The following is a 19,171-nucleotide window of genomic DNA, read 5'->3' on the forward strand; positions in this document are numbered from 1 at the left end:
AGAATATCATCGCCCACCCACGCTGTCACCCTCTTGCCGCGCCATGTTGATTGATTTTTTTTACGCCCTGCGCGACGCCGGCCTGCCGGTCACGCTGAAAGAATTCCTCACCTTGCTGGAAGCGTTGCAAAAGCGCGTCGCCTTTGGCGACGTGGACGCGTTCTACTATCTGGCGCGCACCACGCTCATCAAGGATGAAAAACACTTCGACCGCTTCGACCAGGTGTTCGGCAAGCATTTCAAAGGCCTGTCGCAGACACTGGACGAGCTGAAAACAGGCATTCCGGAGGACTGGCTGCGCAAACAGGTGGAAAAGCACTTGTCAGAAGAAGACAAGCGCCGGCTGGAAGCGCTGGGCTGGGAGCAATTGATGGACACCCTGCGCCAGCGGCTGCAAGAACAGCAGGAGCGACACCAGGGCGGCAATAAATGGATAGGCGCCGGCGGCACCAGCCCCTTCGGCGCCTTCGGCTACAATCCGGCCGGCATTCGCATCGGTCAGCACGAATCGCGCCACCGTCGCGCGGTGAAGGTATGGGATCAACGCGAATTCCGCAATTTCGACGACTCGGTCGAACTGGGCACCCGTAATCTCAAGATCGCGCTGCGCCGGCTGCGCGAATTCGCCCGCGACGGCGCAGAGGAAGTGCTGGACCTGGACGCCACCATCGCCGCCACCGCCGGCAAGGCCGGCATGTTGGACCTGCGCATGCAGCGCGAGCTGCGCAACGCGGTCAAAGTGCTGGTGCTGTTCGACATCGGCGGCTCGATGGACGATCACGTCAAGGCCTGCGAGGAGCTGTTCTCGGCGGTAAAGTCCGAGTTCAAGCATCTGGAGTATTTCTATTTCCACAACTGCGTCTACGAAGCCGTGTGGAAGGACAACGCCCGCCGCCACACTCAGACCTTCCCCACTTGGGACTTGATCCACACTTTCGGCTCCGATTACAAGCTGATCATCGTCGGCGACGCCACCATGAGCCCTTATGAAATCAGCTACCCCGGCGGCAGCGTCGAGCACATGAACCAGGAAGCCGGCGAAATCTGGCTGCGCCGCCTGCTCGGCCACTTCAAACACGCCGCCTGGCTCAATCCGGTGCCGGAGGCGCACTGGGAATACACCCAGTCGCTGCACATGCTGCGTCAGCTGATGTCCGGGCGCATGTACGGGCTGACACTGCAGGGCATCGATCAGGCCATGCGCGCGCTAAAGCGCAGCGCGCCTTGAATTTTAACTTTCCGACACAAATTATTACTTGAGCTTGCGGCGGCTTGTGTTCCAGAATGAAATCACAGGGGGCCGCCATAGACGAGTTTGCTTCCAGGCTTGTTCGCCGGCAATCGTCATCATCAATACTTCGTACTCAAGCCTCGGGGAGCCATGCCATGGAAATTTTGCTTTTATTCGCCCTCATCGCCGCTGTGGTCGTCGTCGCCAAGATGTTGAGCGGCCCGGTGGAAGACCAGGACCAACTGGCTCCGATCCACATCCGCAACGATCAGGACCAGCGCCGTCGCTGACCCCCGCCCAAAGCAGAAGAAAGAAAAAAGCGCGCCGCAACCGGCGCGCTTTTTCATTATGATCGCACAGAGATTTTCACAGCTCGCGCTGGGGCACCAGCACCGTCCGGTTGCCGTTGCTTTCCATCGGGCTGACGATGCCCGCGGCCTCCATTTCCTCAATCAGGCGCGCGGCGCGGTTATAGCCTATGCGCAGGTGGCGCTGCACAGAGGAAATCGACGGCTTACGAGTGCGCATCACAATTTCAACCGCCTCGTCGTACAACGGATCACTCTCGCTGGCCGCCTGCGCCTTCGCCGTGGCGGCGGCTGACTCCTCCTCCGCCTCGCTCTCGCCGGTCAGCAACCCTTCGACATAATCCGGCTCGCCAAACTGCTTCAGATGCTCGACGACGGCATGCACTTCGTCGTCGGTGACGAAGGCGCCGTGCACGCGCTGCGGGTAGCCTGTGCCCGGCGGCAGGAACAGCATATCGCCCTGACCCAGCAAGCTTTCCGCCCCCATCTGATCCAGAATGGTGCGGCTGTCCACCTTGCTGGACACTTGGAAGGCGATCCGCGTCGGGATATTGGCCTTGATCAGGCCGGTGATCACATCCACCGACGGCCGCTGAGTCGCCAGGATCAAGTGGATGCCGGCCGCGCGCGCCTTCTGCGCCAAACGCGCGATCAATTCCTCGATCTTCTTGCCGGCCACCATCATCAAGTCGGCGAACTCGTCCACCACCACCACGATGAAGGGCAGCGCCTCCAAGGGCTCCGGCGTTTCCGGCGTCAGGCTGAACGGATTTCCGATGCGCAGACCCACGGCCTCGGCCTCGCGCACCTTGTCGTTGTAACCGGCCAGATTACGCACGCCCAGCGCGCTCATCAGCCGGTAACGGCGCTCCATCTCGCCCACGCACCAATTCAGCGCGTTGGCGGCCAGTTTCATATCAGTCACCACGGGCGCCAGCAAGTGAGGGATGTCGTTGTACACCGACAGCTCCAGCATCTTGGGATCTATCATGATGAAACGCACTTCGTCCGGCCGCGCCTTGTAGAGCATGGACAGAATCATGGCGTTGACGCCCACCGATTTGCCCGAGCCGGTGGTGCCGGCCACAAGTAAATGCGGCGCCTTGGCCAAGTCCATCGCCACCGGTTGGCCGGTGATGTCCTTTCCCAGCGCCAGGGTCAGACGCGATCGCGGTTGCTGGAATACCTCGGAGGAGAATATCTCGGACAAGCGGATCATCTGACGCTTGGGATTGGGCAGCTCCAAACCCATGCAAGTCTTGCCGGGTATGGTTTCCACTACCCGGATCGCCGCCAGGCCCAGCGCGCGCGACAAATCTTTCATTAGATTGACCACTTGGTTGCCGCGCACGCCTACCGCCGGCTCCACTTCGTAGCGGGTGATCACTGGGCCGGCGTAGGCGTCCACCACGCTGACCTTGACCTTGAACTCGGCCAGTTTCTCCTCGATCACGATGCCGCGTTCCAGCAGTTCCTCTTCCGAGCAAGTCACCGTCGCCTCGTCCGCCGGGCGCAACAAATCCAGCCCCGGCAAGCCGTAATCATCGTATACCGGCCGCGGCTTGGGCGGAGCCGGCTCGGCCGCCAGCTCCACCTGCTGCTGCGCCTGTTGCGCCCAACTGCCGGACTCAGGCGCTGCGTCCCAAGGCAGTGCCTTCTCCGCCGGCGCCTCATCCGGCGCCGCGGCGACGGGGGGCTCGATCAAAACCCAAGGCAGTGGCTTGGCGGCCAGTTGCTGCGCCGCGGCAGCCACCGAAGGCGGCTCCGCCGGCACGCTCTCGCGCTGCACCACGGCCGGCTTTTCTTCGTCCTGCACCAGTACCGAACGGGTCTGCGGCCAGCGCCACGGCGCCGGCTCGGCAGCGCGCGGCGCATCCTCCTCTGCAAAAACCGGATCTGGCGTCCTTACGGCCATGACAGCAGGCGGCGGCTCGGACGGGCGGGTCTGCGATTCGGCTAAAACAGCAACCTCGGGCGTCGTAGGCCTTGGCTCGGACAAATCCACCGCAGCGGCAACTTCTGGCCCCGGCGGCGCGTCGAACACGGGGTTTACAAACGCCTCTGGCTCCGGGCGCGTCGCATCAAGTTCCACGGACATCTCTGCAAGCATATCGGGCATATCCACAGCTGCAACGATTTCCGGCTTAGCCAGCGTGTCGAGGCTATCGGGAACCGCAAAAGCGACGACCTCAGGCTCAACCGGCGGCGCTGATGGCCGCGCCGGCGCCAACCAACCGTGTTGAGCCGGCCGCGCGCTGGCTGGCAACTCATGCCGCACCACCGGAGGCGGCACGATTTGCGGCTCCGCCTCCTCCTGCGGCTTGACGGTCAGCGGACGCATGGCTGCCGGAAGGGGCGCGGCCATGCTTTTGCCCCTCTTGGAATGAATATGGCGCAACTGCTCGCGCACCTCGCTGGGCTCAATCATCGGCAAGGCGGACGCGCCCTGCTCCTTGATGCTCTGCGTCAGCACCCGGGAGGCCTGACGGCGGCGATAGTCCGACTGCAAATTATGCTGCAGCTCATGCAAGCCAATCACTGGCAGCTCCTTGGCCTGCGGCTGATCCGCCGACGGTTGCCGCACGCGCTTGCGATATTCTCGAGACAGTTCGAGCGTAGGCAACTCAGGCTTGGCTTGAGGCGGCGCAGTCTGTCGTTTCGGCAACACGATGGTTTCACGCTCAGGCATGGCCAAAGGCGCTTCACGCTCCGGAGAGGGCTGCGGCGCGGCGGGGCTTGCCGGCTCCGGCTCGGCGGCGGGAGCCTCTTCGCGGGACGCCGTCGGTTCGGTTCGCTGCCCGGTTCGGGACTCCGCTGCGCTCAATCCGGCGTCGGCCTCTTCAGCGAAGTAGTCCGGCTCATGGCGCTCCGACGGCGACATGCCCAACAAGCGATCCAGCTTTTGGGTCCATTCGGACAAGACGACACGGCCGGTATACACCAGCCAAGCCAGCGCACCCAGCATCAACAGCAGCACACACAGCACAAACCACACAGTTCACAACCTCTGACGATGTCGAAAATTAACGGCCGAGCCCAAATCCAATGTCGGCCCGACTGCGGCGATTGTACCGTTTTTTATAGTGTTCGCGGCAGGCGCTCGTCGACGATGAATGCCCGTAAGTGAAAAAAATTAAGCCGCAGCGTGACGCGGCGGCTTAATCCCTGCTGATGGCGAAATCAGACTAGGCGGCCAGTTGCAAGTACCCCTGCAGTTGGCCGTTGGCCAATAGGCGGCGCAGATGACTCCCCGGCGCAGGTCCGGCGTAGGCGACGCCGGCCTGTTTGCAACGCAAAACCTGCCCAGTGGCCAAAGTCACAAGCTCCATTTCCAAAACCCAGGCCTGAACATCGTCCACGCCTTCAACCTCCGGCTCCAGCGTTGCGGTCAGGCGATAACGGCCATCGCCCGAATTCACATCCAACAAACCCATCAGCCCCAGATTGTTGCGCACATCGGCGTCGTCCGCGTCAAAAGCCCCCGTCGCCAACACGGCGGCCGGCAGCTTGTCTTTAACAGTGTTTGCAACCATGACAGTTAATCCCCTTTGATGTTGTTATCGTTTGCCGCTTTTGGCCGGCCGCGGTTCAAAGCGCCGCATGGACGCGGCCGCCTAAGCAAATCAGCCGCGGAGACGGTAAACGCCGCAACATCATGCTGCATTTCATTGGCTCACTGCAATCCCTTGCCAGAAGCCTCTGCGTTGGGAGAGAGACAAACTGTCCTTTTTGCCACTTACTTACATTGCGGAACGGTTACAGCAAACGCGGATTCAGCGTATAGCGCCCGGTCAGGCTTGCCGATGCGAGCACATGGCCGTCGATGGCCGCCATGATGTTGGCCGGCGTCAGCGCCCCGGCCACCGGCAGGCTGGCCACGTCCAAAGCGTATACGGTGAAGACGTAGCGATGCTCTAGGCTGTCGTTCCACGGCGGGCAGGGACCATCGTAACCGTAATAGTCCCCCGCCATCGCCGCATCCCCGGCGAACCAGCCGGTGTAGTCATTGACGCCGTGACGCAAACCGCCCGGGGCTCCCGGACCGCTCTTGCCGCGCGCGACCACACCCGCGCTGTGGCCGCCCTCGGCGATCTCGTTCTGTCCCGCGGGGATATCCAATAGCAGCCAGTGATAGAAGTCCACTCGCGGCAGATCCGCCGGCACTTCCCTCCCCTCCTGATTGACGTCGTCTCCGCGCGACGGCACGTCCGGATCATGGCAGACCAACGCATACGAGCGCGTCCCCGCCGGCGCCCCGCTCCAGGTCAGATGCGGGTTGAGGTTGTCGGACAGCGCCACATGGCTGCCCGCGTCCGGCACGCAGAAGGCCAGGCGGCCCGGAATGCGTTCCCCGTCTTGAAAGCTGCGGCTGTGCAATTGCATGAATCTGCTCCTTGACTACGGCCGGCGATCGGCCGATTGAAAAAAGCCCCGACAGGCGGGGCTTTGGCGATGCTTGATAACAAAACCGGCCAGGCTTAGCCCGCTTTCACCACCTGAGCGATGGCGGAAGCCACATAGGCCAGGTTCTTGCTGTTCAACGCCGCCAGGCAGATGCGGCCGGTGGATACGGCGTAGATGCCGAAGTCGGCGCGCAGGCGCTCCACCTGGGCCGCGCTCAGGCCGGTATAAGAGAACATGCCGCGCTGCTGGGCGACAAAGGAGAAGTCCTGAGCCACGCCTTCGGCCTTGATCGCCTCGACCAAGCCGACGCGCATCGCGCGAATGCGATCGCGCATGCCGGCCAGCTCGTCTTCCCACAGCTGGCGCAGTTCCGGATTGGACAGCACCGCGGCCACCACCGCGCCGCCGTGAATCGGCGGGTTGGAATAGTTGGTGCGGATCACACGCTTCAGTTGGGACAGCACGCGCGCGGACTCTTCCTTGCCGGCGGTGACGATGGACAAAGCGCCCACGCGCTCGCCGTACAACGAGAAGCTCTTGGAGAAGGAGCTGGACACGAAGAACTGCAGGCCGGAGGCCGAGAACAGGCGCACGGCCACGGCGTCGGCGTCGATGCCGTCGGCAAAGCCCTGGTAGGCCATATCCAGGAAGGGAACCAGGCCGCGCTCGCGGCAAACTTGCACCACCTCGGCCCATTGCGCGTCAGACAGGTCGGCGCCGGTGGGGTTGTGGCAGCAGGCGTGCAGCACAATCACGGAACCGGCCGGCAGCTGCGCGAGGAAAGCGCGCATGCCATCGAAATCGACGCCGCGGGTGGCCGCGTCGTAATACGGGTAGTTTTCCACTTCGAAGCCAGCGGACTCAAACAGCGCGCGGTGGTTTTCCCAGCTCGGGTTGCTGATGTAGACCTTGGCCGCCGGATTCAGGCGCTTCAGAAAGTCCGCGCCGATTTTCAAGGCGCCTGTGCCGCCCAAGGCCTGAGCGGTCACCACCTGCCCTGCCTTGATCAACTCGCTGTCCACGCCGAACAACAGGTTCTGCACCGCGCTGTCGTAAGCCTGAGCGCCTTCGATCGGCTGGTAGCCGCGCGGCGGCATGGTTTCAAGACGAGCCTTCTCCGCGGCCTTCACCGCCGCCAGCAGCGGGATCTTGCCGTTGTCGTCGGAATACACGCCGACGCCCAGATTCACCTTAGTGGTGCGGGTATCGGCGTTGAATGCTTCGTTCAGGCCCAGGATAGGGTCGCGCGGCGCCAGTTCTACGGCGGAGAAGATCGAAGAGGTCATGCAAGGCTCCATTACTTTACGCAACAACCGGCCAAAAGCGCGCGCCCTGGCCGGCTGGACAAGAAAAACCGGATGGCCACAGTCTAACATGGAGAGCCGTTCTCCGGGCCGCCATCCGTCGCCGCAGCGTTTTGACAGCGCGACGCCCGGCCATTACCCTGACACCAGCCACCCAAGCATTCCGTTGCGGCAGCCACAGGAGCATGACTCATGAAAACAGGCATCTTGCTGTTCTGGCCCTCCTTCATCATCGCCATCTTGGCGACAGGGGTATTCTTTTCCATTTTCGACCCTGCCGAGCTCAGTCTGCACGGCAAAATCCTCTTCAACGACAAACTCTCGGCCTACTCGGTGTTTTTCCTGATTAGCTGGGCCTTCGGCGCGCTCAACACCAGCATTGTGCTGCTACTGGAAAAAAACGCCCGAGAAATAAATGGCTTCACGCCTCCGCCAGTGGTGATACCGGAAGACGACGTCGCCCAGCCCTGACCGCTTGCGCAAAAATAGAAAAGGAGCCTGTTGGCTCCTTTTCTGTTTGCGTTCCGCTCAGCATCCGAGGCGCGCCTGAGCCGCGGCTCAGAACGAGCCGACGATCTCGCGAGCTAAGGCGAAAAAGACCGAGAAAGCGAATGCACCCGTGGCACATGAGTATTTCGAAGCCGGTTTCAACGCCGCATCGTTGACGCGCAGATCGCGAACAGGTTCTCAGATCACGCCCAGGCCCTTGAGCATCACCACCAGAATCAACAGCGGCGACACATAGCGCAACACGAAGAACAGCGCCTCCAACAAGCCCTCGTTCTTCAGCTCGCCCTCATTGCTCAACGCCTGCTTCAACCGTTCGAAACCCCATACCCAGCCAACGAACAGGCAAAGGAAGATGCCACCCAAAGGCATCAGCAGGTTAGAAGTCACAAAGTCGAACAGATCAAACAAGGTCATGCCGAAAGGCTTGAAGCCGGACAGCGTACTGTTGGACAAGGCGCAGCCCGCCCCCACCAAGGCCAACAGCAGCAAATTGATCACGGTGGCCTTGACTCGGCTGATGCCGAAGCGTTCGCTGAAAACCGATACCGGCACCTCCAGGATGGACAACATCGCGCCGGTGGCCGCGATCGCGGCAAGCACGAAGAAGGCCACCATGAACACATTGCCCAGCGGCATGCTGGCGAATACCGCCGGAATTGTGATGAACAACAGCGACGGCCCGGCCGCCGGCTCGAAGCCGAAAGCGAACACGGCGGGGAAAATGGCGATGCCGGCCAGAATGGAAACAAACAAATCCGCGCACATCACCCTGAATGTGGTGACGGGGATGTTTTGATCATCGCGGAAATAGCTACCGTAGGTGATCATGGTGCCCATGCCAATGGACAGCTTGAAGAAGGCCAAGCCCACCGCGGTCAGCACCACCGCGCCGCTGATCTTGGAAAAATCGGGGGTAAACAGGAAGTCCAACCCTTTGGCCGCGCCGGGCAGCATCAGGCTGCGCGCGCCGATCACCAACAACAACAGGAACAACAAGGGCATCAGCTTCTTGGTCACCGCCTCAATGCCTTTGGACACGCCCATCAGCAGAATGCCGCCGATCAACAGTAAAACCAGCCATTGCCACAGCAAGGACTGCAACGGATCGGAAATCAGCGCGCTGAACGCCTGCGAGGTGGCCTTGGGGTCGCTGGACAATAAGCCTCCGCCCAAGGATTTGAACACGTAGGCGAACACCCAGGCCGCCACTTCCGAATAGAAGGCCATAATCAGGAAGGCGGCCAGCACGCCGAAGGCGCTGATCAGCCACCACGGCTGGCCGGCGGGCGCCAGCGTCTTCATCGCCGTTACCGCATCGGTCTTGGCTTTGCGACCCAGCATGATCTCGGCGATCATCACCGGCAGGCCCACCAGCAATGTGGCCAGCACGTACACCACCAAAAAACCGGCGCCGCCATTGGTGCCGGTCAGATAAGGAAACTTCCAGATATTGCCGAGACCCACGGCGGAACCGAGAGTCGCAGCCAATACGCCAAAGCTGGAGGTGAAGCCGTCTCGCGACTTGGCCGCGCCTCCCTGCCGCACAGATCCCACGTTCTGACTCATTTATTTTTTCTTTCTGACAACCGCCGCGCCAACGCCCCCAGCCCCTTTGGACCGGACGTTGAGCGGCTTCTAACGCCACCATAAAACAAGCCCGCCTAAGGGATCCCCCTGGCGGGCAACTTGAGTGTTCGGCTTGTCGCCGGCAGCGATTTTGCTGCTATTCGGCCATCAGCGCAAAAAAATCTTCATGCTTTTTGCGCCAGCTCATCCCCTAAACGCCGCAACCAGGCCACGCACCGCTCCAGTTGTTCAATCTCGATGTATTCATCGGGCCGGTGAGCCTGTTCGATGTTGCCAGGCCCCAGCACCACGCAGGCGATGCCGGCCTCGCTGAACAGGCCCGCCTCGGTGGTGTAGGCAACGCCCTTGCCGCCGTCGCAGCCGCACAAGCGCGCCACAGTGCGGCGCACCTCGCTGTTTTCCGACGACTCGAAGGCCGGGCTGTACACCACCTGCTCAATCTCTATCTCCGCCTCCGGCGCCACCTCCCTCATCTCCAACAGCAAGGTGGCCGCGTAGTCCCGGACAGAGCTGACAAAACGTTCAGGTCCGTCGCCCGGCAGCCAGCGGCACTCGAACATGAACTCGCAATCCTTGGGCACGATATTGCAAGCGGTGCCGCCATGGATGGTGCCGGTCTGCAAGGTGGTGAACGGCACATCATATAAGGCCTGGCGATGACCAAACGAAGCCTCCGCATCGGCCAGCTTGCGAATATGGGTAATCAGTCGCGCCGCGAACTCGATAGCGTTGACGCCTTGCGGCGTTAGGGAGGAATGCGCCGCGCGGCCTCGGACCTTGCACAGAAAATGGGCGATGCCTTTGTGCGCGATCACCGGCTGCATGCTGGTGGGCTCGCCGACGATGCAGCCGGACACCTTCACTCCGTCCGCCGCTAATCGGTCTATCAGACGCCCCACGCCCAGGCAGCCGACTTCCTCGTCGTACGACAGCGCGATGCCTATGCCCTGCCTTAAACTTCCGCGCTGGGCCAGCTCGACGAACCAGGGCGCCAGCGACAGCACGCAGGCGATGAAGCCCTTCATGTCGGCGGATCCGCGGCCATACAGCCGCCCTTCTCCTTTGTCAGTCAAAACGAAGGGATCGCTACTCCAGACCTGGCCATCCACCGGCACCACGTCGCTATGCCCGGACAAGACCACCAACGGCGTTTCGGGCGCACCGATGCGGGCAAACAGATTGGCCTTGCCGCCATCGTCGTTAAAGGTCAACGTCGACTCCACGCCCAGTTTCAGCAGATAAGCGCGCACCCATTCGATCAGCTGCAAATTGGAATGCCGGCTGGTAGTGTCGAAGCGGACCAGTTCCGCCAACAGTTCTTGCGCTGATTGAGTCATTACACACTCCCACGCTTGCCGCGGTATTTGAGATAGATGCCGCCCAGTCTGCCTGCGCGGCCAAGCTTCGGCAACCAACGCCGCCCCAGCCCCAGCGACAAAAACGCACGTCGCGCTTGGCAAAACGACTGCTTATCGTTAGAATGCGTCTTCTCTTGAGGCGGGTCTCCCCGCATTGCGCGATAGCGAACCTGGTCAGGTCCGGAAGGAAGCAGCCACAGTTATTTAGCGCAAGTGCCGGGGGTCAGGCTCGCCGCCCCTCCCTTTTTTTTCAGTCTCAAACGCCAAAACGCTTTACAAAAAAGCGACCACACAGTATCTTTTCGCGTCTCGCCCTTCAAATCCCATTGTCCTTGACAATAAGAATCCACTAACATTGCAAAAAACGAAGTTGGCACTTAACGGAACTTCATGAACTTTTTTGCATCAGAATTATTCCTGATGGATTTTTTTTGCTATTTTTAGGGTGCAGGGCACGAAACCTAAAAAATATTAGAACCAATATTCTTTGATACTGAGAGGAACACTCATGAAACTGTTTGAAAAGATCCCCAACCCGCGTGAAATCCGCCGCAAGCTCGGCCTGAACCAGCAAGAGTTCTGGAGCCGCATCGGCGTGACCCAGTCCGGCGGTTCCCGTTACGAAAGCGGCCGCAACATGCCCAAGCCGGTGCGCGAACTGTTGCGCCTGGTTCACGTTGAGCAGATCGACCTGTCCAAGGTTCGCCGCGAAGACTTCGAGATCGTCGAGTACCTGAAGGAAACCCACCCGGACCTGTACAAGAGCCTGCGCAAAGCGGTTCGCACCAAGCTGGAAGCCCAAGACGGCAGCGTGGAAGCCACCGCCGCTTGATCCTCTTCCGCGAGGAAAGCCAGCCCGCAGCAATGCCGGCTGGCTTTATTTTTACCCTCAGGATTGTCCGACAAGCAACGGCGCACCACATCCCGCTCTAGCCGCGCGCCCGCCATGCCATCAGCCTAGTCCCCGGGGTTGCGCACCAGCAACACAGGCACGTCCGCCAGTTTAAGCACGCCCTCCGCCACGCTACCCATCAGCAGATGCATCAAACCGCTCCAACCATGGGTACCCATCACTATCAAATCAGCACCCCAGGCGCCGGCGTCGTCCACCAGCACCGCGGCGATTTTATCTCCCCAGCTTTCCAGAATTTTGCAATCCGCCGTCACGCCCAACTCCTTGGCCTTGGCCCCGGCCTGCCCCAGCACCTGCTCTCCCGCCTGCTTGATCGACTTTTGCAGTTCGGTCGCGTCCAGAAACTCGGTCCCGCCCCAGCCGAACTGGGCCAAGTCCACCACATGCACTAACTTCAGACTGGCGCCCACTTCCTTGGCCAGGTGGCAAGCTTCGTGCAACGCCAGATTGGAGGTCTCGCTATCATCCACCGGTACGAATATGCGCTGATACATGACTCTGCTCCTTGTTGTATTTGCCTTACACTTGCAGTCTATCAAACCAAGACACTGTCCTGTTGACTCAGGTTAAGACAAACAACTCAGCCAAACCACTCGCCCAAAGCCCACATCATGTCCAGAATCCAGCTTGCCATGCCTGAGCGCTTCGCTTTCGAAACCCGCGTCGACATCCGAATCGGCGACGTCAACTACGCCGGCCACCTAGGCAACGACGCCGTATTGAGACTGGCCCACGAGGCGCGTCTGCGCTTTTTACAAAGTCTAGGCTATCCGCACGAACTCAGCATCGAAGGCCTGGGCATTGTGGTGGCGGACACTGCAATCTGCTACCGCGCGGAAGCCTTCCACGGCGAGATGCTGCGCTTTGATTTGGCGGTGGACGACATTGGCCCGCGCGGTTTCGATTTGCTCTATCAGGCAAGCAATGACAAAACCGGGAAAGAAGTGGCAAGATTGAAGACAGGCCTAGTCTTCTTCGATTACGAAAGCCGCAAGCTTGCCGCCATGCCCCCAGCGTTTCTGGAGCGGCTGAGCGTCACATCAGAATAAAGGAAAGGCGTCATGAGAAAATACGCACTCAATAGCCCGGAAGCAATGGCGCGCCTGCTGGCTATGTTTATGATCACGGATGGCAATATGGACCCGCGCGAACTGGAGCTGCTGGAAAAACTCCACGTCTACGACCTGATCGGGCTGCCGCGCAAGCAGTTCACCAAGGTGTTGGTGGATTATTGCGACGACGTCTCCGACGAAGCCAACGACGACGGCACCATCCACTTACTGGACGCGGAGCGCATCAACGGTTTGCTGGCCGAGGTGAGCGATCACCGAAAACGCATTTTGGCCTGCGTGCTGGCCATGGACATCAGCAAGTCCGACGGCACCATCAGCGAGCCGGAAATGGCGCTGCTAAGCCACATGATGAAAAGCTGGGGCATTTCGCTGGACGACCTGGAACGCGAATTCGCCCGTTGATCTCTTTCCCCGCCAAAGCAGCCGTTTGCGCGGCTGCTTTGGCCATTTCGAAGCCCTCCCCGCCCATGACGAGCAATACCCGATTTTCCGGAACAGACAACTATATCGCCACTGAAGACCTGATGATGGCGGTGAACGCCGCCATCACTTTGGAGCGCCCGCTCCTGATCAAGGGCGAGCCCGGCACCGGCAAAACCATGCTGGCCGAGGAAGTGGCCCGCAGCCTGGGCCGAGAACTGATTGTCTGGCCGATCAAATCCACCACCAAGGCCCAGCACGGCCTGTACGAATACGACGCAGTGTCGCGGCTGCGCGATTCGCAACTGGGCGACGCTCGCGTGCACGATATCCGCAACTACATCGTCAAAGGCAAGCTGTGGCAGGCTTTCGACGCCGCCTCCGCGCCGGTGCTGCTGATTGACGAGATCGACAAGGCCGATATCGAATTCCCCAACGATCTGCTGCGGGAACTGGACCAGATGGAGTTTTTCGTGCACGAAACCCAGGAATTCGTGCGCGCGCGCCAGCGCCCCATCATCATCATTACCTCCAATAATGAAAAAGAACTGCCGGACGCCTTCTTGCGCCGCTGCTTCTTCCATTACATCCGCTTCCCGGACCGGGACACCATGCAGGCCATCATCGACGCCCACTTCCCCGCCCTGCGCCAGCAATTGGTCAGCGAAGCGCTGGAGGTGTTTTTCACCATCCGCGAGCTGCCGGGCCTGAAGAAGAAACCCAGCACCTCGGAACTGCTGGACTGGCTGAAATTATTGTCGGCGGAAGGCATGGACGCCTCGGCGCTGAAGCAGCGCCATCAGGACAACGCCCCGCCGCCGCTGGCTGGCGCGCTGTTGAAAAGCGAGCAGGACCTGCAATTGTTCGAGCGCCTGATGCAGATGGCCAAACTGCGCCGCTAAGATGGAATCCCTGGAGCGCTTTGCCGCCTCGCTGGCGCTGGCCGGCCGCAGCAACCACACTTCCGCCGCCTACTTGCGCGATCTGGAGCAGCTGGCGAGCCTGCTTCACCCCGCCCCTCTGGAACGAGCCGAGCACTCCCAGCTGCGCAAAACCCTGGCCAAATTGCACGCTCAGGGCCTGCATAGCCGCAGCCTGGCGCGCAAGCTCTCCGCCTGGCGCCGTTTCTACCAATGGCTGCTGGACAGCGGACAGCGCGCGGACGATCCCAGCCAGGGCCTGCGCGCGCCCAAACAGGATAAGCCGCTGCCCAAGGCTTTGCCGGTGGACAGTACCGCGGCCCTGCTGGACCGCATCGACGACGCCGACGCGCTCTCCATACGCGACCGCGCCTTGTTCGAGCTGATTTACTCCTGCGGGCTGCGATTATCCGAAGCGGTGGGGTTGAATCTGGAAGACCTGGACTTTTCCGACGACCTGCTGCGCATCCGCGGCAAAGGCGGCAAGGAGCGCATCGCGCCGCTGGGCGCCGAGGCGCGCGTCTGCCTGCAGCGCTGGCTGGCGCAGCGCCAGGCCGCGCCGGACGAGCGCGCGGTGTTCATCGCCCGTCATGGCGGACGACTGGGCGGCCGCCAAGTGGAAAAACGCTTGCGCGACTGGGCGATCAAGACCGGCGCGCAGCAACACGTGCATCCGCACATGCTGCGCCATTCCTTCGCCTCCCACCTGCTGCAGTCATCCGGCGACTTGCGCGCAGTGCAAGAACTCTTGGGGCACGCCAATCTGTCCAGCACTCAGATCTATACCGCGCTGGATTTCCAGCACCTGGCCAAGATCTACGACAGCGCGCATCCGCGTGCGCGCAAGAAGCCGGAAAAAAAGGATTAAACGCCCTGCGAACCAAGAGCGTGTTCACGATGTAGCGAACCAAGGCGAAAATGGTAGAAAAAACAGAATGTGCAAGTGGTTCACAAGCATTTTGAGCTTGTTTTTAACGCCCCCCGTTTAAACTATCCCGGCAGCGCAGCAGACTTTGAACAAGCCCTAAGCCGAGCAGCTACGCTCGGCCACCAGCTCATCCAAGCGCTGCAAGGCGCGAATCACCGTTTGCGCGCGCACCTGGCCTCGATCGCCGTCAAAGCGGCAGCAGAACGCCTCGCTCCAACCGTCCGGACCGGCAATGCCGAACCAAACCAGCCCCACCGGCTTGGCTGCCGTGCCTCCGCCGGGACCGGCCACTCCGGATACCGCCACGCTCCAGTCCGCGCCGGACAGGCTCTGCGCGCCAGCGGCCATCTGTCGCACCACCGCCTCGCTGACCGCGCCGTGCTCGCGCAAGGCGCCGCCTTCCACCTTCAGTAGACGTTGCTTGGCCTCATTGCTGTAAGTGACCACGCCGTAGCCGAACCAGGCCGAGCTACCGGCGATGTCGGTCAGCGCCGCGGCGATCATGCCGCCGGTGCAGGACTCGGCGGCGGCGACGCTCTCGCCCGCCGCCAGCAAACGCTCGCCTAAACGGCGGGCCAACTCCAAGCTTTCTTGCATGGCGCTTTCTCTTAAGATTGCCGCGATTTGAAATGGCGAATCAAGCCGTTGGTGGAGCTATCGTGCGCCAGCGCGTCGTCATCGGCCGTCAACTCGGGCAGGATGCGGCGCGCCAGCTGCTTACCATACTCCACTCCCCATTGATCGAAGGAGTTGATCCCCCAGATCACTCCCTGCACGAACACCTTGTGTTCATACAGGGCCAGCAACATGCCCACGCTGTACGGACTCACTTCGTCTAGCGCCAGGGTGTTCGACGGCTGGTTGCCAGGAAACAGCTTCTGCGGCAGCAGCATGTCCACTTGCTCGCCCGACAGATGCGCCAGCTCGCGCATCGCTTCGGCCTCTCCCTTGCCGCGCATCAGCGCCTCGGTCTGGGCCAAGCAGTTGGCCACCAGCACCTGATGCTGATCGGCCACCGGGTAATGGCTGCGCATCGGAATAATGAAGTCGCAAGGCACCAGCCGAGTGCCCTGATGCAGCAACTGAAAAAAGGCGTGCTGGCTGTTGGCGCCCTCCTCGCCCCAGATCACCGGACCGGTGTCGAAATCCAGCGCCTCGCCATAACGACCGACGCGCTTGCCATTGGACTCCATATCCAATTGCTGGACATGGGCCGGCAGGCGCCTCAAGCCGTGGTCGTAAGGCATGATGGCGTGGGTGTGGGCGCGGTAGAAGGTGTTGTACCAGACGCCGATCAGCGCCAGCAGCACCGGCATATTGGCGGAGAACGGCGCGGAAAAGAAATGCAGATCCATCGCGTGGCCGCCCGCCAGGAATTCCTGGAAGCGCTCGAAGCCTATCGCTAGCATCACCGGCAAGCCGATGGCCGACCACGTGGAGTAGCGGCCGCCCACCCAGTCCCAAAAGCCGAACATATGCGCCGGATCGATGCCGAAAGCCTGCACCGCCGGCTGATTGGTGGACACCGCGACGAAATGACGCGCAATATCGGCCTCGCTCCCCGCCTGCAAAAACCATTGCCGCGCAGCCTGCGCGTTCAGCAAGGTCTCCGGCGTGATGAAAGACTTGGAGGCGATAATGAACAGGGTTTCGGCGGGGTCCAGCCGCTCCAGCGTGCGCGCGACATGCGCGCCGTCCACATTGGAGACGAAATGCACGTCCAGCTCCGGCGTCGCGTACGCGGCTAGCGCTTCCTTCACCATCAGCGGCCCCAGGTCGGACCCGCCTATACCCAGATTGACCACGTGACGGATGCGCCGGCCGCTGAAGCCTTTCCACTCGCCGCCGCGTACCTGCTCGCTGAATGCGCGCATCCGCGCGAGCACCGCTTGCACCTCGGTCACTAGCTCGCAACCGTCCAGCACCAGTGTCTCGCCGGCCGGCAAGCGCAAAGCTGTGTGCAACACCGCGCGGTCCTCGCTGACATTGATGCGCTGGCCGCTCCGCATTTTCTCCATCCAGCCGGCCAAATCGGCCTCCCGCGCCAACTCGAACAGCAACTCAAGCGTGCGTTCGGTGATGCGGTTCTTGGAGTAATCCAACAATAGGCCGTCCAGCTCCAGCGAAAAACGCTGAAAGCGCTGCGGATCGGCGTCGAACAACTCGCGCATATGCATGTGCCGGGTAGCGCGCTGATGTTGATGCAAACGGGCCCAGACCCGGGTGGAGTTGATGTCGGACGTGCGTTGCGAAGCCATGTATATTGCCGATGGAATGAAGTTCGCCAAAAACTAAAGGGGCAAGCCCCGTTTCGGAGCTGCCCCTGCGGGGCAGCGCCCCCGGTTACAGCTTGAGGAAATGCTCGCGGTAGTAACGCAACTCCTCGATGGACTCCAGGATATCCGCCAGCGCCTCGTGTTTGCCGCGTTTGACCACGCCGCGCGCCACTTCCGGCTTCCAGCGCTTGCACAGCTCTTTCAGCGTAGACACATCCAGGTTGCGATAGTGGAAATACTCCTCCAGCTTGGGCATCCAGCGCACCATGAATCGGCGGTCCTGATGGATAGTATTGCCGCACATTGGCGTAATCCGCGGCGGCACGTACTGAGCCATGAAGTCCAGCAGCATCTGCTCGGCCTCGGCTTCGCCCAAGGTGGAGGCCTTGACCTTCTCGATCAGGCCGCTTTTACCGTGGGTGTTCTTATTCCAGTCGTCCATGCCGTCCAACACCTCGTCGGGCTGGTGGATCACCAGCACCGGCGATTCCGCCACCACGTTCAGCTGGCTGTCGGTAACGATCATCGCGACTTCGATGATGCGGTCGGTCTCAGGATTCAGACCCGTCATTTCCATGTCGAGCCAGATGAGGTTCATTTGATCTTGTGTCATACTTGCCAATCTTTGCAAAACCCTGCCATTTTCCTTCATTGCCGCGCTGGCGGCAAACCTGACAGCAGATAACGGACTCCGATGACCGAGGCATTCAGCTCTCTCTTCCTGGCCGCGCTGGCGGCCACCCTCGCGCTAAAACTCTGGCTAGGCTGGCGCCATGCCCGCCACATCGCCCGCCATCGCGCGGAAGTACCCGCGGCTTTCCGCGATGCCATCACTTTGCAACAACATCAGTTGGCCGCCGATTATTGCATCGCCAAAACTCGCTTCGGCCTGTTTTCCGCCTTGTTGGACAGCCTAGTTATCCTGGCGCTGACCTTTGGCGGCGCTCTGCAATGGCTGGCCGGCATCGCCGCCGGCGCCAGCGCTTCGCCGCTACTGTCCGGCCTGCTGCTGATAGTGGGCGTGGCTACGCTGACCGGCTGCATCAGCTTTCCACTCAGCCTATACTCCACCTTCGGCATCGAGGCCCGCTTCGGCTTCAACAAAACCACGCCCAAGTTGTTCATCATCGACCAGATCAAGGGCCTGCTGCTAGGCGCAGCCATCGGCTTGCCGCTGGTGGCGCTGGTTCTGTGGCTGATGGACATCTCCGGTCCGCTATGGTGGCTGTGGGTGTGGCTGGTCTGGACCGGCTTCCAGCTACTGATGGTGGCGCTCTACCCCACGCTGATCGCCCCGCTGTTCAATAAATTCTCACCGCTGCAAGACCTGGAACTCAAGGCTCGCATCGAAGCGCTGCTGCAACGCGCCGGCTTCAAAAGCCAAGGCGTGTTCGTGATGGACGGCTCGCGCCGCTCCAGCCACGGCAACGCCTACTTTACCGGCTTCGGCGCCGGCAAGCGCATTGTGTTTTTCGACACCCTACTGGGACAGCTGGACCACGCCGAAATCGAGGCGGTACTGGCGCATGAGCTGGGCCATTTCAAACGCCGCCATATCGCCAAACGCATCGCGCTGGCCTTCGCGCTGTCACTGGGTTTCCTGTTTCTGTTGGGCCAGCTGCTGGATGCGCCCTGGTTCTATGCCGGCCTGGGCGTTTCCACACCCAGCACCGCGATGGCGCTCATCCTGTTCTTCACCGCGGTACCCGCCTTCACCTTCCCGTTCACGCCGCTGTCCAGCAGCCTGTCGCGCCGCCACGAATACGAGGCCGACGAATTTGCCGCCAACGAAACCGACGCCGGCAAACTGGTGTCAGCCCTGGTCAAACTCTATCGCGACAACGCGTCCACGCTGACGCCGGACCCGCTGCACTCCGCCTTTTACGACTCGCACCCGCCCGCCGCGCTGCGCATCAACCATCTACAAGGAAACCGCTGA

19 protein-coding genes and 1 other RNA gene are annotated in these 19,171 nt (G+C 61.3%); 10 read left to right on the forward strand and 10 right to left on the reverse strand.

Going from position 1 to position 19,171, the window contains the following annotated elements; all coding sequences use genetic code 11:
- Positions 1 to 43: 43 nt before the first annotated feature.
- Both GYH29_RS12425 and GYH29_RS25050 read left to right on the forward strand, forming a co-directional pair.
- Positions 44 to 1,228: a vWA domain-containing protein gene (locus GYH29_RS12425; RefSeq protein ID WP_161523840.1), complete on the forward strand. Its 1,185-nt coding sequence runs from the start codon at positions 44 to 46 to the stop codon at positions 1,226 to 1,228.
- A 158-nt stretch (positions 1,229 to 1,386) separates the two neighbouring features.
- Positions 1,387 to 1,521, forward strand: a complete 135-nt coding sequence (locus GYH29_RS25050; protein WP_269473790.1) for a hypothetical protein — start codon at positions 1,387 to 1,389, stop codon at positions 1,519 to 1,521.
- Between the two features lie 76 nt (positions 1,522 to 1,597).
- Here the strand turns inward: GYH29_RS25050 and GYH29_RS12430 are convergent, their stop codons facing one another.
- The 4 genes from GYH29_RS12430 to GYH29_RS12445 all read right to left on the reverse strand — a co-directional run bounded on the left by GYH29_RS12430 (position 1,598) and on the right by GYH29_RS12445 (position 7,217).
- Positions 1,598 to 4,534 carry a DNA translocase FtsK gene (locus GYH29_RS12430; protein ID WP_408610147.1) on the reverse strand — a complete coding sequence of 979 codons (2,937 nt, stop codon included), beginning with the start codon at positions 4,532 to 4,534 and terminating at the stop codon, positions 1,598 to 1,600.
- Positions 4,535 to 4,724: 190 nt separating this feature from the next.
- The gene (locus GYH29_RS12435) at positions 4,725 to 5,072 is read right to left on the reverse strand and encodes a hypothetical protein (protein WP_019100131.1); all 348 of its coding nucleotides are present in this window, start codon (positions 5,070 to 5,072) and stop codon (positions 4,725 to 4,727) included.
- 223 nt (positions 5,073 to 5,295) lie between these two features.
- On the reverse strand, positions 5,296 to 5,922 hold the full coding sequence (locus tag GYH29_RS12440; RefSeq protein WP_114152391.1) for a YbhB/YbcL family Raf kinase inhibitor-like protein: 627 nt from the start codon (positions 5,920 to 5,922) through the stop codon (positions 5,296 to 5,298).
- A 95-nt stretch (positions 5,923 to 6,017) separates the two neighbouring features.
- A complete protein-coding gene (locus GYH29_RS12445) occupies positions 6,018 to 7,217 on the reverse strand; it encodes an amino acid aminotransferase (protein ID WP_269473811.1) in 1,200 nt (399 codons plus the stop codon).
- 222 nt (positions 7,218 to 7,439) lie between these two features.
- On the opposite strand from GYH29_RS12445, the gene GYH29_RS12450 reads away from it, so the two are divergent.
- Positions 7,440 to 7,718: a hypothetical protein gene (locus GYH29_RS12450; RefSeq protein WP_019100134.1), complete on the forward strand. Its 279-nt coding sequence runs from the start codon at positions 7,440 to 7,442 to the stop codon at positions 7,716 to 7,718.
- A 216-nt stretch (positions 7,719 to 7,934) separates the two neighbouring features.
- On the opposite strand, the gene GYH29_RS12455 is transcribed toward GYH29_RS12450, so the two are convergent.
- Both GYH29_RS12455 and argE read right to left on the reverse strand, forming a co-directional pair.
- Positions 7,935 to 9,323, reverse strand: coding sequence for a sodium-dependent transporter (locus GYH29_RS12455; protein WP_019100135.1), 1,389 nt, complete (start codon positions 9,321 to 9,323; stop codon positions 7,935 to 7,937).
- A 185-nt stretch (positions 9,324 to 9,508) separates the two neighbouring features.
- Positions 9,509 to 10,681, reverse strand: a complete 1,173-nt coding sequence (gene argE, locus GYH29_RS12460) for an acetylornithine deacetylase (protein ID WP_019100136.1) — start codon at positions 10,679 to 10,681, stop codon at positions 9,509 to 9,511.
- Between the two features lie 159 nt (positions 10,682 to 10,840).
- Between argE and ffs the strand changes: the two genes are divergently transcribed.
- Both ffs and GYH29_RS12470 read left to right on the forward strand, forming a co-directional pair.
- Positions 10,841 to 10,939, forward strand: an RNA gene (ffs, locus tag GYH29_RS12465) — signal recognition particle sRNA small type.
- Between the two features lie 271 nt (positions 10,940 to 11,210).
- Positions 11,211 to 11,534, forward strand: coding sequence for a helix-turn-helix domain-containing protein (locus GYH29_RS12470; protein WP_019100137.1), 324 nt, complete (start codon positions 11,211 to 11,213; stop codon positions 11,532 to 11,534).
- A 125-nt stretch (positions 11,535 to 11,659) separates the two neighbouring features.
- On the opposite strand, the gene GYH29_RS12475 is transcribed toward GYH29_RS12470, so the two are convergent.
- A complete protein-coding gene (locus GYH29_RS12475) occupies positions 11,660 to 12,109 on the reverse strand; it encodes a universal stress protein (RefSeq protein ID WP_019100138.1) in 450 nt (149 codons plus the stop codon).
- Between the two features lie 117 nt (positions 12,110 to 12,226).
- Between GYH29_RS12475 and GYH29_RS12480 the strand changes: the two genes are divergently transcribed.
- The 4 genes from GYH29_RS12480 to xerC all read left to right on the forward strand — a co-directional run bounded on the left by GYH29_RS12480 (position 12,227) and on the right by xerC (position 14,896).
- A complete protein-coding gene (locus tag GYH29_RS12480) occupies positions 12,227 to 12,664 on the forward strand; it encodes an acyl-CoA thioesterase (protein ID WP_039753400.1) in 438 nt (145 codons plus the stop codon).
- Between the two features lie 12 nt (positions 12,665 to 12,676).
- A complete protein-coding gene (locus GYH29_RS12485) occupies positions 12,677 to 13,090 on the forward strand; it encodes a tellurite resistance TerB family protein (RefSeq protein ID WP_039753403.1) in 414 nt (137 codons plus the stop codon).
- A gap of 65 nt (positions 13,091 to 13,155) precedes the next feature.
- The gene (locus GYH29_RS12490; RefSeq protein ID WP_039753405.1) at positions 13,156 to 14,010 is read left to right on the forward strand and encodes an AAA family ATPase; all 855 of its coding nucleotides are present in this window, start codon (positions 13,156 to 13,158) and stop codon (positions 14,008 to 14,010) included.
- Between the two features lies 1 nt (position 14,011).
- The gene (xerC, locus tag GYH29_RS12495; protein WP_161523841.1) at positions 14,012 to 14,896 is read left to right on the forward strand and encodes a tyrosine recombinase XerC; all 885 of its coding nucleotides are present in this window, start codon (positions 14,012 to 14,014) and stop codon (positions 14,894 to 14,896) included.
- A 156-nt stretch (positions 14,897 to 15,052) separates the two neighbouring features.
- Here the strand turns inward: xerC and GYH29_RS12500 are convergent, their stop codons facing one another.
- The 3 genes from GYH29_RS12500 to orn all read right to left on the reverse strand — a co-directional run bounded on the left by GYH29_RS12500 (position 15,053) and on the right by orn (position 17,845).
- Positions 15,053 to 15,541 (reverse strand): CinA family protein, encoded by a 489-nt coding sequence (locus GYH29_RS12500; RefSeq protein ID WP_373454791.1) that lies wholly within the window; start codon positions 15,539 to 15,541, stop codon positions 15,053 to 15,055.
- Between the two features lie 23 nt (positions 15,542 to 15,564).
- Positions 15,565 to 17,214 (reverse strand): glucose-6-phosphate isomerase, encoded by a 1,650-nt coding sequence (gene pgi / locus GYH29_RS12505; protein WP_107732620.1) that lies wholly within the window; start codon positions 17,212 to 17,214, stop codon positions 15,565 to 15,567.
- Positions 17,215 to 17,299: 85 nt separating this feature from the next.
- Positions 17,300 to 17,845 carry an oligoribonuclease gene (gene orn / locus GYH29_RS12510; protein ID WP_019100145.1) on the reverse strand — a complete coding sequence of 182 codons (546 nt, stop codon included), beginning with the start codon at positions 17,843 to 17,845 and terminating at the stop codon, positions 17,300 to 17,302.
- An 81-nt stretch (positions 17,846 to 17,926) separates the two neighbouring features.
- On the opposite strand from orn, the gene GYH29_RS12515 reads away from it, so the two are divergent.
- The gene (locus GYH29_RS12515; RefSeq protein ID WP_019100146.1) at positions 17,927 to 19,171 is read left to right on the forward strand and encodes a M48 family metallopeptidase; all 1,245 of its coding nucleotides are present in this window, start codon (positions 17,927 to 17,929) and stop codon (positions 19,169 to 19,171) included.

This window comes from Chromobacterium haemolyticum, from assembly GCF_009936155.1.
GTDB lineage: Bacteria > Pseudomonadota > Gammaproteobacteria > Burkholderiales > Chromobacteriaceae > Chromobacterium > Chromobacterium haemolyticum.